The sequence below is a fragment of the Emticicia sp. TH156 genome (assembly GCF_002855535.1).
Lineage (GTDB): Bacteria > Bacteroidota > Bacteroidia > Cytophagales > Spirosomataceae > Emticicia > Emticicia fluvialis.
The window spans coordinates 287,345-301,278 of record NZ_PKRS01000004.1 but is presented as its reverse complement, the minus strand read 5'-3'; the positions used below and the strand labels follow the sequence as shown (position 1 = coordinate 301,278).

Here is a 13,934-nt window from a genome sequence, read left to right as displayed (position 1 = left end):
AGAGATTAAGCCATTTTTTATCAGATTTTCAGGCTTGGCTATCATTACCATCTTAAACTTTAATTTTCTGCCGGTTTTTTTTTAATTAGTAAATAAAATTATTCATATCTATTATTAACAATATTAACAATTTTTTTTAGGTCTATTATGGAAGTTAAAAAAGAAGTAAATGAAGAATTGCCAGTTAAAAAAAACTGGGAAACACCAAGGATAGTTGTTTTATCTGAGAATGTAATAAAAGGACGCGGTCAACCAGGTACTGACGGAGCGGGTACTGATACCGCTTCCTGATAATTATATCAGGTAACCAAACCTTTTCATGGTCTTATGTTGGTAATTGACAATGGCATCTGCTTGTTCAGTACTTAGCTCATTAAGCCAGTTACCTTGCAGGCCGCTTCTAAAAAAATCAGGGGTTTCAACACTGAATTTCTTCTGTTTTCCCCGGTTTTTCGAAAACTGCTTTGGTTATTGCATAATACATTTATAATTAACTGATTAGCAGGTATTTACAGTTGATTATATTTTTATTTGAGTGACCAAGCGATTAACCCGGAAAAAAGTAAAAAATATTTATCTATAAAATTTTTATAATTGTATTATTGAAGATTCAGTTGTAGGAAATGCAGAATTGCCTGTTAAAAAAACCTGGGAAACACCGAGAATAGAACTTTTATCGGCGGACATAATAGAAGGGTCATCTAATACAGGCAATGATGATGGCGGAGTTTCAACCGGTTCATGACCGGATAAACTAATAGCCAAAGCGGGTCATTACTTCACTGTGGTTTTGTATTAAGGTTTCCACTTCCTGGGCACTTAGCTCATTAACCCAGTTACCTTGCAGGCCGCTTCTAAAAAAACTAGGGGTTTCAACGCTGAATTTCTCGTTGAAACCTTTTTCATTTTCCTGCTTTTTCAGTTTATCAAAAGCAGTAGCTTCAACGGCAGCCCTGATGGCATCATCGCTGTATTCAGTTACGCCTGTATAAATCAGTAATTGCTTAAAAACCTGAAAGGGGTTTTCGAGCATATCTTCATACCTGACAACATATACAGGAAAATTCGGGCCGTTGGTCCAGCTCTGCACATGCGAACTCCAGTCTGATAAATACTGTCTGAACTGATTACGATTGTTCAGATTACCATGTTGCGGCACAAAAAAACCTGCTTTATTGCAAAGCAGAGTTAAAGCATAATGAATAGGTTTATTTAAATGATTGGCCAGAGAAGCAACAATATCAAGCGGATTTCTGATAAAATAAATGGCACAAAGGCTTGCATCTTCTGGTACTATGGGTGTAGTGCCGTTTGCCTGCACAAAAGCATCATGAATTTTTATATACAGGTTTTCTGTTGAATCAACAGCAATTTTTCTAAAAACCTCCGGCTGCAGTAATTTGGCTTCTTCGTCATAAAGATACCGCGAGTCTATTCCGCTTACGCTCTCAAATATATCTCTCGACGAATATATCATCTGGAAACGAAGACGGTTAATATCTAAATTGCCTTTATTGGCAAGTGCCGACAAAAACAATCTGAACCAGGTATTGCCACTTTTGGGATATGAGGCCAGCCATACAATTTTACGAAGTGTGTCTTGCATAGGTTAGCAGATTTTGGTTTCAATAAACTTTACCATTTCATCAATCGAATCCTGGTGTACCGAGCGCCTGATACGGTACGCGGTTTTGTTTTTAAGAAAAGTGCTAAGCACACTAAACACCAGTTGCCTTTTATTGAAAGATTTACCATGCAGGCTATCTGTGTGTGCTTTAAACAAGCTGGCATAGGATACACCTGCTGTATAATCGCTTTTTTGGATGGTAGCCTCTAATAAAAAAATGGTTGTTGCTGCCTGATACGGGTAAGACAGGAACTCTTCATGAATAAACGTATTGTATTTGGGCAATTGAGGCCGTATTCTCATGCTTTCATCCGGCTTCCCCAATTGAAGTATTTTGTAGGCATCTTGCCATAATTTTATAGTAGCATAACCTGCCAGTATTTCTATTTCTCCTTTGGCGTTGTGGCGCATAACGCACATATCATCAGTAAATACTTGATAACCTCTTTGCTTTAGTGATGCCAGAAGGGTAGACTTGCCTGCTCCGCTACGCCCTACAAACAAAACCACCTGGTTGTTATAGATAATACCTGATGCTTTCAATGGTATCAGATTTCTCTGAAACAGTATCTGTGGCAAAACCTGATTCAGTAAAAAATGTCTGATGCTTTCAGCGTCGGCATTTTTAGCCGGTTCAATCCATATTTCTTTACCATCTCTTGCATAATAGCCTGCCACATTCGGTAACCTGAAAATATACTCATGGGCACTTGCCATATAGCCGGGGCCAATGTCTGTTACCTGCGCTGTTGGCTGGTCTGGTACCGGGCCTATTCTGATGCTGAGGTCTGCCTGGGTGGCATCGCCCGGTACCAGTTCAGGTAATGGCAGTTCAGAGCTTATGCTGATACCACAACCTTTATAAATGTAAGAGACCATTCTGATAGATTCTGAAAGGCAGATACCACCTGCCATATAAACAAAGCGACAGAATTGGGTTTCTGCCTCGTAAAAGATTGTATCAATTCTTGTACTTACTTACCCCAGGTTTCGGGTTTTCTGCGCCATTTTTTGAGGGACTCCAACGATTCTGCCGATATATAATTCTGTCTGATGGCCTCGTCTATCAAGGCATTATAATGGCTCAGCGTTACCAGCGGTACCTGTTTGTCGGCAAAGTTCTGGTCGGCTACTTTAAAGCCATAGGTAAAAATGGCTGCCATACCCACCACTTCAATTCCGGCGGCACGCAGGGCGTCTACGGCTTTCAGAGAGCTGCCACCTGTTGATATCAGGTCTTCAATAACCACCACTTTCTGTCCTTTTTCAATACGGCCTTCAATCTGGTTGCCCATGCCGTGTTCTTTCGGTTTGGGGCGCACATAGGCAAACGGCAGGCCAAGCGCCTCGGCTACCAGCGCGCCTTGCGGTATACCAGCAGTGGCTACACCAGCTATGAGTTCGGCCTCAGGAAAATGCTTTTTAATGGCCTTCGCCAACGATTTTTTAATAAATGTTCTTGCTTCCGGGTAAGACAACGTTACGCGGTTGTCGCAATAAATGGGCGAGTTCCAGCCCGAACTCCATTGAAACGGCTGGTCGGGGCTTAATTTTACGGCCTTGGTTGATAACAGATAAGAAGCAATTTTACGCGAAGTGTTCATTCAGTTATTATATTAGGTAGCCTGAAGGCAAAAAATGTTACTGATTATATATTTCTGGTAAAGCCTTTTAAGTGGTTTGTACCTTAAATTTCAGGTTTTCAGAGAGAATTTGTGTTTTTTTTGGTATGAAAAGTCTAAGCGGGACGGTATTTCTATCCATCGTCCCTGTGGTACCCGAGTTTTTTCTAAGGAATTTATTCTGCCGATTGTACATCCCCGGGGATATCGAAGCGGTGAATGTCAGAAAACGTTTTGAGTTAATCTCAACGGTTATTATTCACCCATTAACTCTCTTTTGGCACCTTCAAAACCAGAATCTTGTCAATCCGGTTTTTGTCCATATCAATAATTTCAAATTCGTAGTCTTCCCATTCAAATTTATCGCCGGTGTCGGGTATCTCTTTCAAAATGTTCAGGGCAAAGCCACCCAGGGTATCAAAGCCGGTGTAATCGCGGCGGTTGTTAATCTGAATATCAAAATGATTCAGAAAATCATCAAAAGGCAGGGAGGCATCAACCAGAAAACTTCCGTCTTCACGTTCAAAAATCTCGTAGCTAAACTCATTATCTACCGAAATATCACCCACCAAAGCATCCATAATGTCGTTCAGGGTAATCATACCCAGCACACTGCCGTATTCGTCAACAATAATACCCACATGGATACGCTCCTCACGGAATTTCTCCAACGCCTGATACGCATGGTTGTTTTCAGGTATAAACAGGGGTTCTTTCAGCACCTGTTCCAGGTTTCTCAGTTCAGTGTCCAGGTCTTTGCCTAACAGGTTTTTTATATACAACAAACCAATAATATTGTCGATACCGTCTTTACAAACCGGATACACCGAGTGCTTGTATTCTATAATCTTGGCTTTGTTTTCTTCAACGCTGTCTTCTACGTCCAGCATCGTAATTTCGTTACGGCTGGTCATCAGGGTGGTAATCTTCCTGTCGCCCAGATGAAAAACGTTCTGCACAATTTCCTGCTCAATCTCGTCAATGGCTCCGCCGGTTGCACCTTCCTGAATCATCGATTTTATTTCTTCTTCCGTTACCGCAAAGTCAGACTGCGTAATGCCGAACATCTTAAAAATGAGGTCGCTGCTTTTGGTGAGCAGCCATATAAACGGAGAAGTAATTTTCGACAGGATGTTCATCGGCGCGGCTACCGCTTTGGCTATGGCCTCGGGGTTTGCCATGCCTATACGTTTGGGTACCAGTTCGCCCAGTACCAACTGCACAAAGCCGATAATGAGTACAATTAGCCCCACCGATACTTCATTGGCGTATAACTCCGGAAACCCCCATGCCAGCAGTGTATCGCGCAGGTGCAGTGTCAGGCTGTCGCCTGAAAAAATACCCGTTAAGAGGCTGATTAGGGTGATTCCGATTTGAACCGTAGATAAAAAACGATTGGGAGAATTGGCCAGGTCTAGCGCTGCCTGCGCTCTTTTATCACCATTTTTGCTTGATATTTCTAGTTTAGTTTTGCGGGATGATACCAGGGCAATCTCTGACATAGAGAAAATACCGTTGAGTATTACTAAAAAAAGGATAATTAAAATTTCCATTTAGAAGTTTTTGGCCCGCCGGTAGGTGGGCCAGATGGTGATTAAAGTGCAAAATAATATGTTTTACAAATATTCTGAACGAAATGTGTATTATAATTTTTTTACGGCTTCAATAACTTTCAAAAAAATTACGAACTTTGCTGCCAGAAACAAATCTGCCTGAACAAAACCAATGGTTATCTTCATTGACGACAAACCTGTAAAGATTATAAGTAAAAATAAGTTCCATCATTTGCACGGCAATGACTTTGATATCATGCTGGATGCCCGACTGGAGCCACTTACCGAAAAACGGTTTAAAGGGCACGTTATCATTTTAAATACCTCTGCCGCCACTATTGAGAAATTCTTTCGCCTTTTGTGGACAGTGAAAGACTTCGACTTCCAGTCGGTGGTGTTTGTGGTAGACGACAAAACCAGCATTGAACAGCAGATAAAGGGCTATTATAAGGTAGTTAAAGCAGCAGGAGGCGTTGTTTTTAATGACGACGATAAAATACTGATGATGTATCGCCTCGGCAAGTGGGACCTCCCCAAAGGCAAACGAGACGACGACGAGAAGTCTAAAACCACCGCCGTGCGCGAGGTTGAGGAAGAATGCAACATAAGTGTGATACTCGGTGAAAAAATTTGCACAACCTGGCACACGTACGCCATGGGCAATAACAAAATACTGAAACGCACCAAGTGGTATATAATGCAATGTATCGACGACACCCACATGAAACCCCAGACAGAAGAGGGCATTGAAGAATTAAGCTGGATGGACGAAAAACAGGTGCAGAAAGCCCTGCTCAATTCTTACAGTTCTATCCGTTATGTTTTTGATGAATTGAACAAGCAATAGTTTTTCGCGGTTATGTTTACATGATACACAGCAACAACAAGAATTGGCCACGCTACCGTTTGTCTCTGCTATATGGTTGGAACAAACGGGCGCAATGGTTTTTCCTGTTTGCTGCCTTGCAGCTATTCGCTTTCCGTTCGTTCGCACAAATCTGCAATGCCGTTGAGGCGCCGTTCAGCCCCACAGCTCAGAACCGCATAATCGACTGGCAGAAATTCCCCGAATTTACCCTGCCTTTTACGCTGGTGTATGGCGGCCCCCGCTTTGGCGACGCGCAGCGGCTTCCGCTCAGATATGGGTTTAGCCATCTGGCAACTTTTGAAAACGCCGACGCCACCCTGCCTAAACATCAAAGAGCGCTGGTATGGTATGGCGTAGCCTTTAACGGCGCAGACCAACCCTGGTGGGCCTTGCGCAGCCCCTGGAATAACAACCTGGACGGCTACAAGGGCAGATGGCAGCACGAACTGAGTACCATGCCTGAAGTAGACCTGCTGGTGCCGGATATTGAACGGCAAATCAAAAGCAACGATTCTATTCTGATTCTGAAAAACCACCCCACAACCCCCGTTGCTTACCGGAGCCTTGACAATAACGCCTTTATAACCCAATACAAAAAAGATTTGCAGGCCTTGTATGCCGAGGCCTTTTTGTTTACCAAAAACAATAAACAGGCCAGCATAGCGGGGTATTCAGATACCCCCATTCTGAATACCTACATTAACATACCCGGTAATAGCTGGCAGAAATGGACAACCGACCCCGGCCTGCTCAATTACCTGATGTACGATTTCAACCGGAATACCCTGGGCGGCGATGTGCTGGCCCGGCAGGATTTCCTGGCGCCGTCCGCCTATTATTATTATGACTACCCGCACCCGCTGGCGCCCGACTACCTGGCCTACCTGCTTTTTCAGATAGAGGTAAACCGCGCCTGGGCGCCCGATAAACGCATCATTCCGTTTGTTTGGCTGCGTTACAGTTACGTAACCAATGCAGCTCGGAAGTTCATAAAACCGTTTATGGCCGAAGCTACAGCCATTTTTCCGTTTTTCTCCGGTGCCAGTGGCCTCTGGCTGTGGGACGACCCCAACCTGTTTGCCAACAACGAAAACTTTGCTGCCTACGAGTATTTTATTAAAGGCCTGCACCGCTTGTCGGCTTATAAAGAGATGTTTACGGGCAACTATCAGCTGGTAATACCTCAACCGGCTCATGCCTACGTTGACAGCCGCAAGCCTATCTGGCGGGCGGTGGTAAAAAATAACCATTTGCTGGTGGTGGCGCACAACCCTTACGCCAAAGACGACAACGATGCCGTAATGGTAGAGGCCACCTACAACAACCAGAAGTTGTTTATACCACTAAAAGGGTACGAGGTTTTTCTATGCAGGTTTGATATGAGCCTGCTGGGCCAGGAACCCGGCCAATTGCCCAATGCTCTGAAGGTTTTTCCAAACCCGACAGAAGAAGAACTGCACCTCAGCCTGAACAGCCCGCAACCGCAAACCACGCGCATCAGCATGACCAACGCCGCAGGCAAAACCATTTATGAAGAAAACATCGGCCTACAGCAGGGGCAAAACATCAAAACCCTGAAAATCAACCACCTGCCTGCAGGTACGTACCTGATACGAGCCATGAACTTATCCACCAAATTCATAAAAAAATAATGCAATTTTATGCCTAATCAACTGATTCACGAAACTAGCCCCTATCTATTACAGCACGCTCATAATCCGGTTGAATGGTACCCCTGGGGTGAAGCAGCCTTGCAAAAAGCCCAGGCCGAAAACAAACCCATACTGGTAAGTATCGGCTATTCGGCTTGCCACTGGTGCCATGTAATGGAGCGTGAATCGTTCGAAAACCAGCAGATTGCCGATTTAATGAATGCCCATCTGGTGTGCATAAAAGTAGACCGCGAAGAACGCCCCGATGTAGACGCCATTTATATGGAGGCCTTACAGGCCATGGGCTTGCAGGGTGGCTGGCCGCTCAATGTTTTTCTGATGCCCAATGCGCGGCCTTTTTATGGTGGAACGTATTTTCCGCCGCAAAACTGGGCTAATCTGGTAGTGGGCATTAAGCGTGCCTTTGACGAAAACTACGAAAAATTACAGGAGTCGGCCGATGGATTTACACAGAATATGCTTTTCAGCGAGTCGGAAAAATATGGTTTACAGGCAGATGAAGAACTGAGTTTCAGCGAAGAAGAGCTGGTAGCTGTTTTTAACCGGATGCGCGCTAATTTCGACTACGAACGCGGCGGCATGAATCGCGCGCCGAAGTTTCCGATGCCCAGCATCTGGAAATTTATGTTGCGTTATTATCAGCTTACTAAAGATGAAAGAGCCTTGCAGCACCTGAACCTGACGCTTGACAGGCTGGCGCTTGGAGGCATTTATGATATACTGGGTGGCGGATGGACGCGGTATTCGACCGATGCCGACTGGAAAGTGCCGCATTTTGAGAAAATGCTCTACGACAACGGTCAGTTGGTGTCGCTCTATGCCGAGGCCTACGCACTCACCCGTGACCACCTGTACAAAGAACGTGTTACCCAGACCATCAACTGGCTGCAACGCGAAATGACCAGCCCCGAAGGAGGCTTTTACTCGGCGCTGGATGCCGACAGCGAAGGCGAAGAAGGGAAATTTTACATCTGGAAAAAGCAGGAAATTGATTACCTGCTGGCTGAAAAATCGGCAGAATTTAATGAAGCTTTTAATATAACCGAAGAAGGCAACTGGGAACACGGCAACAATATTCTGCATCTGGAAGACCGCCTGTGGGGTGTTGACAATACCCAATGGGATAAAATGTTTGCCACCTTGCTGGAAGAACGCAGCAAGCGCGTGCGACCGGGTCTCGACGACAAGATTCTCTGCTCGTGGAACGGACTGATGCTCAAGGGGCTGGTTGATGCCTACCGATACATCAACGACCCCGCGTTTTTAACCCTGGCACTGGTCAATGCGCATTTTATTCAAACAAAAATGAGTGTGGTTGTACAAACCGAAGACGGCCGCGAGGGTAGGGGCCTGTGGCATAATTATAAAAACGGCAAGGCTACCATTATTGCATATCTGGAAGACTACGCCAGCGTAATAGAAGCCTACACGGCTTTGTATCAGGTAACATTCGACGAGCAGTGGCTGCATGAAGCCGAAATGCTGACTGATTACGTAATTGCCAATTTTTATGACGCCGAAGACCAGTTTTTCTATTTTACCGACAGCCAGGGAGAACAACTGATAGCCCGCAAAAAAGAACTCTTTGATAACGTAATACCGGCCTCTAATTCTATAATGGCCGGCAACCTGTATAACCTGGGTATCCTGCTCGACCGCCGCGATTTTGTGGATATAGCCCGCCTGATGCTGGCCAAAATGAAAAAACTGGTGCTGACCGATACCCAGTGGCTCACCAACTGGGCTACATTGGCCACCCAATTGGTAAAGCCAACCGCCGAAGTGGCCATTGTTGGGCCAGATGCGCAAGGCATAAGAGCCCTGTTAGACCAGACCTACAACCCTAATAAGGTGTTTGCAGGTACTGCCGAGGGGTCTGGCCTGCCTCTGCTGCAAGGCCGCACAGCGCAGGACGGACGAACCATGATTTACGTTTGCTTTGATAAAACCTGCCAACTGCCCACAGATAACATCAGCAAGGCATTGGAATTGTTGAAATGACCCCACGCCAGCGGGCGACCGTCCCAACCCTCCCCAACAATAGGGAGGGAGTTAAAAGCCTCTCTCCTCATAGTTGGAGCGTGTTTAAACTAAACCTTTTGGAGCAACCCTATAGAATATTCTCACTTAGTGATTCGTCAATCACTATCGACTTCGGTTCTGTAATAGACGAGGCGGTCAATACACGTGTGGCCCAACTGTTAGATTATTGTAAAGAAAACCCATTTGTTGGTTTTTCAGAGGCCGTTCCGGCTTATGCCTCATTGACAGTATTTTATGATGTTATTCAGGTAAGAAATGCTTACGCCGATTCCCCAACAGCTTATGCATTAGTTGAAAACTATCTGGTAGAAGCTCTGAACAAGCTCAATATTGCTACAAGCACAAGCCCCAACCTGATAGAAATTCCGGTAATATATAATGGTGAAGACATTGCATTTGTGGCAGAACATCACCAACTAAGCATTGAAGAAGTGATACAGATACACAGCGCCGCCACTTACCGTGTATATATGATGGGTTTTCTGCCCGGTTTTGCTTATCTGGGTGGCATGGATGCCCGCATTGCTACACCCAGGAGGGCATCGCCCCGCACCAGCGTACCCGCAGGCAGCGTAGGCATTGCAGGCCGGCAAACAGGCATTTATCCATTGGCAAGCCCGGGAGGCTGGCAGCTCATCGGCCATACCAATACCCCCTTGTTCGATATGAACGCGCAACCACCCACCCTTTTAAAAGCCGGAGATTTAGTTAGGTTTGTGAGGGTAATTTAAACTTGTGGCGCGAACATCCTGTTCGCCGCATTTTTAGCCACAATAAAAGTTTTACCACGGAGTTACCAGAGTTAAACACAGAGTTTCACAGAGGAAAAGAATAACGACTAAAAATGAATAACCTTAAAACATCATTTCTTGTCTGTGCACGATTAAAAATCGAGGAAGAATTGATGAGAATGTAAGTAGTCTGAAGGATTTTTAATTGTGCGAGTTAAATGATGCCTGCTTTTTTGCGTTACTTTTTTTCAGGTAAAAAAAGTAACAACCCGGGTTTATAAAACTTATAGTATTTTTATTTGGCAATAAGCCTCAATGATAGAAAGCCAAAAAAACTAATTCAAGAATAACCAGAATGCAATTCCTAAAACCCGGCATATTAAGCACAATTCAGGATACCGGCCGTAACGCCTACCGTTACAGCGGCATTAACCCCAACGGTGCAATGGACAAAACCGCCGCACGTCTGCTCAATATCCTACTGGGTAATGATGAAAACGAAGCAGTAATAGAATTCCATTTCCCTGCACCGGAAATACTATTTGAAGGAGCCGCCGTCATAGCCATTGGCGGAGCAGATTTTGCACCTTATCTGTCGAACGAAAATGGTGGCATAAGCCCAATCAATAACTGGCAAGCCATACAGATACCCGCCGGAAACACGCTGAAATTCAGAAAGAGAATCAACGGCCAGCGCGCCTACCTGGCTGTTAAAGAGGGCATTCATGCCCAAACATGGCTGGGCAGCAAAAGCACAAATAGCCTGCTGGATTTCAATACCATACGTTCGCGACAAAGATTTGCATTATCTTCTACCAATCCAACGGCCTTTTTACCCTATTTGGGTCAAAGTGTCCGGCCACCCTACGGGGCATCGCCCATGATCAGGCTCATCAAAGGAAACGAATATGCTTTATTGACTGGCGAAAGCAAAACATTGCTGAAAGACCAAACTTTCACTATCAGCCAACAATCTAATCGGATGGGCTACCGGTTGATGGGGGAAACTTTACAATTATCAGAAAAAATAGAACTGGTTTCATCAGCAGTTGATTTCGGAACGGTGCAACTATTGCCCGACGGACAATTGATAATTCTGATGGCCGACCACCAGACAACCGGCGGTTACCCCCGTGTGGGTAATGTAGTTTCAGTAGATTTACCTATGCTGGCGCAATGCGGCCCAAAAGATAATATCCGTTTTCAGTTTATATCACCCAAAGAAGCCGAAGAATTATTAATTTTGAGAGAGAAGGAGATTAGGAAATTGAAGGCGACAATGTATTACTTTTACTCAAAACTGCCGACTTCAGTCGGCATATAAACACAAATTATTCCTTTGTTTAATTAGCCGCTGAATTTAGTCGGTGAAACGAAGCATGAGGGATTAGATATTAATAATTCGTTGAATCTGGTAGAGCCGCATTGCATGCGGCTCGTCGTAGAATATGAGTATTGTCTAATTGATAGTAAACTGATTCTGAAAATGGTTTAATTGGAATGGAAATACCACTGAAGCCGCATTTCAATGCGGCTCTACGCCATTCAACGTGCCATATTTATAACCCAACAAAATGCCAACCATAGACCTCAACTGCGACATGGGCGAGTCGTTCGGCACCTGGACAATGGGCAACGACGAAACCCTGATGAACTATATATCGTCGGCCAATATTGCCTGTGGTTTCCATGCGGGCGATGCCACCACAATGCGCAAAACTGCAGAGCTGGCGCTCAATAAAGGTGTAGCCATAGGCGCGCACCCCGGCTTCCCCGATTTGCAAGGCTTTGGCAGGCGCAATATGCAACTCAGTCCGCAGGAAGTCTATGATATCTGCCTCTATCAGATAGGCGCCATGCTTCATGTAACCAGGGCTTTGGGGGGTACATTGCACCATGTAAAACCGCACGGTGCTTTATATAACATGGCAGCCAAAGATGCTGCGCTGGCACAGGCCATAGCCCAAGCCACAATCGACAGCGACCCTGAACTGATTTTATACGGTCTTTCAGGCAGCCTGCTGATAAGTGAAGCTGAGAAAGCAGGCCTGCAAACGGCCTCAGAAGTCTTCGCCGACCGTACTTATCAGCACGACGGCAGCCTGACCCCACGGACTCATGCCAATGCACTCATTGAAGATACCGAAACAGCCGTTACGCAGGTAATCAGGATGATAAAAGAAGGCATGGTTGTTTCGACTGAAGGCCGGGCGATACCCATAAAAGCCGACACCATTTGTGTACATGGTGATGGCACGCATGCAGTAGCGTTTGCCCGTGCTTTGAATGAAAGATTGAAAATGGAGGGGATTCAGATACGGGCTATCTGAAAATTTATTGCATAGATTTAAAAAATTAAATAATTATTTGCTAATTCGTGCCTGTTTTCCCTAAACCAAACACTTACCTAAGCAATGTTTCAAAAGAATCAGAAGAAAGTGCTAACCGCCTGGACCATGTACGACTGGGCCAACTCGGTGCATAACCTTGTTATTATTACCGTTGTTTTTCCGATGTACTTTCTGGCTACCACGTCTGTTAAAGATTCATTGGGTAACATCATCAACGACGAGGTTAATTTCTTTGGCTTTCATGTACAGAACTCCGTTCTCTATTCTTATACCATATCAGTAGCCACTTTACTGCTGGTTTTGCTGAACCCCATACTTACTCCACTGGCCGACTCGAGCGGGCGGCGTAAGTTTTTTATGAAACTATTCTGTTATCTGGGGGCTGCCAGTTGTGCCTACTTCTTTTTCTTTACCCGCGACAACGTCAACTGGGTGGTCATTGCCTTTGGGCTTTCAATAGTTGGCTGGGGCGGAAGCATCGTTTTCTATAACTCATTCCTGCCTGAAATTGCCACCGAAGACCGTTTTGATAACCTCAGCGCCCGCGGGTTTATGATGGGTTACATTGGCAGCGTACTATTGCTGGTGTTTAATCTGGTTATGATCATGAAACCCGAAATGGTGGGGCTTTCGCAGGCTGATACGGAGTCTGGCCTTACGGCACGCATTACGTTTCTTACTGTGGGTTTATGGTGGGCCTTGTTTGCACAGATACCGTTCTACTACCTGCCCAAAGACAACGTTAAAAGGCTGAAAGGAGAGGTGTTCAGCAGTAGTTTCAGAGAATTACGAAAAGTATTGGGCGAGCTTCGCCAGAACAACCTCATCAAGCGTTTTCTGCTGGCATTTCTGTTTTATGACATGGGCGTAATGACGGTCATTTACGTGGCCACCATTTTTGCCGATAAAGAATTGCACATAGAAAAAACCGGGCTGATTGTTACTTTATTGCTCATTCAGCTCATTGCTATTCCGGGTTCATTTCTGGCCTCTTGGTTATCGGGCAAATTCGGCAATACCAAAGCCCTGCTGATAGAGATATTCATCTGGTCGCTTATGCCGCTGGCTGCTTATTTTACCACCACCGCCAATGAATTTTATGTGATAGCCGCCGTGGTGGGTCTGGTAATGGGTGGCATACAGTCGCTGTCGCGTTCAACTTATGCCAAACTGATACCCGACGACACCAAAGACACCGCCTCTTATTTCGGGTTTTACGACATCGTCGAGAAAATAGCCATTACCCTTGGCACGCTTTTGTTTGGTGTGGCAGAACAGCTAACCGGCGACATGCGCAATTCGGTGCTGGTAATACTGGTGTTTTTTATTATCGGCTTTTTATTGCTGATGCGTATTCCGTCGAAGAATATTTATAAGGGATAAGCCTAATATAAATTTTACTATAAGGTTTATATCATTGCATTTTACTATTTTTGCAGCAATTAACGGGTGCGTGCTTACATGTG

12 protein-coding genes are annotated in these 13,934 nt (G+C 45.0%); 8 read left to right on the top strand and 4 right to left on the bottom strand.

Annotated elements, in window-relative coordinates:
• Positions 1-147 precede the first annotated feature (147 nt).
• Positions 148-291 carry a hypothetical protein gene (locus C0V77_RS23065; protein WP_158237921.1) on the top strand — a complete coding sequence of 48 codons (144 nt, stop codon included), beginning with the start codon at positions 148-150 and terminating at the stop codon, positions 289-291.
• A gap of 463 nt (positions 292-754) precedes the next feature.
• Here C0V77_RS23065 and C0V77_RS09840 read toward each other — a convergent pair whose 3' ends face one another.
• The 4 genes from C0V77_RS09840 to C0V77_RS09825 all read right to left on the bottom strand — a co-directional run bounded on the left by C0V77_RS09840 (position 755) and on the right by C0V77_RS09825 (position 4,802).
• Complete coding sequence (locus tag C0V77_RS09840; RefSeq protein WP_101726175.1) at positions 755-1,606, bottom strand: sulfotransferase domain-containing protein; 852 nt, start codon at positions 1,604-1,606, stop codon at positions 755-757.
• 3 nt (positions 1,607-1,609) lie between these two features.
• Complete coding sequence (locus C0V77_RS09835) at positions 1,610-2,506, bottom strand: hypothetical protein (RefSeq protein ID WP_143706053.1); 897 nt, start codon at positions 2,504-2,506, stop codon at positions 1,610-1,612.
• A gap of 95 nt (positions 2,507-2,601) precedes the next feature.
• Positions 2,602-3,231 carry an orotate phosphoribosyltransferase gene (gene pyrE, locus C0V77_RS09830; RefSeq protein WP_101726173.1) on the bottom strand — a complete coding sequence of 210 codons (630 nt, stop codon included), beginning with the start codon at positions 3,229-3,231 and terminating at the stop codon, positions 2,602-2,604.
• A 284-nt stretch (positions 3,232-3,515) separates the two neighbouring features.
• Positions 3,516-4,802, bottom strand: coding sequence for a hemolysin family protein (locus C0V77_RS09825; protein ID WP_101726172.1), 1,287 nt, complete (start codon positions 4,800-4,802; stop codon positions 3,516-3,518).
• Between the two features lie 172 nt (positions 4,803-4,974).
• Between C0V77_RS09825 and C0V77_RS09820 the strand changes: the two genes are divergently transcribed.
• From C0V77_RS09820 to C0V77_RS09790, 7 genes are all read left to right on the top strand, one after another.
• Positions 4,975-5,649: an NUDIX hydrolase gene (locus tag C0V77_RS09820; protein WP_101726171.1), complete on the top strand. Its 675-nt coding sequence runs from the start codon at positions 4,975-4,977 to the stop codon at positions 5,647-5,649.
• A 20-nt stretch (positions 5,650-5,669) separates the two neighbouring features.
• A complete protein-coding gene (locus C0V77_RS09815; protein WP_101726170.1) occupies positions 5,670-7,322 on the top strand; it encodes a T9SS type A sorting domain-containing protein in 1,653 nt (550 codons plus the stop codon).
• A gap of 9 nt (positions 7,323-7,331) precedes the next feature.
• Entirely contained in the window at positions 7,332-9,344 is a 2,013-nt protein-coding gene (locus C0V77_RS09810) for a thioredoxin domain-containing protein (protein ID WP_101726169.1), read from the top strand.
• A gap of 98 nt (positions 9,345-9,442) precedes the next feature.
• Positions 9,443-10,117, top strand: a complete 675-nt coding sequence (gene pxpB, locus C0V77_RS09805) for a 5-oxoprolinase subunit PxpB (RefSeq protein ID WP_143706051.1) — start codon at positions 9,443-9,445, stop codon at positions 10,115-10,117.
• Positions 10,118-10,472: 355 nt separating this feature from the next.
• Positions 10,473-11,441: a biotin-dependent carboxyltransferase family protein gene (locus C0V77_RS09800; protein ID WP_101726167.1), complete on the top strand. Its 969-nt coding sequence runs from the start codon at positions 10,473-10,475 to the stop codon at positions 11,439-11,441.
• 250 nt (positions 11,442-11,691) lie between these two features.
• Entirely contained in the window at positions 11,692-12,447 is a 756-nt protein-coding gene (locus C0V77_RS09795; protein ID WP_101726166.1) for a LamB/YcsF family protein, read from the top strand.
• Positions 12,448-12,531: 84 nt separating this feature from the next.
• Entirely contained in the window at positions 12,532-13,851 is a 1,320-nt protein-coding gene (locus C0V77_RS09790) for an MFS transporter (protein WP_101726165.1), read from the top strand.
• Positions 13,852-13,934: the final 83 nt, after the last annotated feature.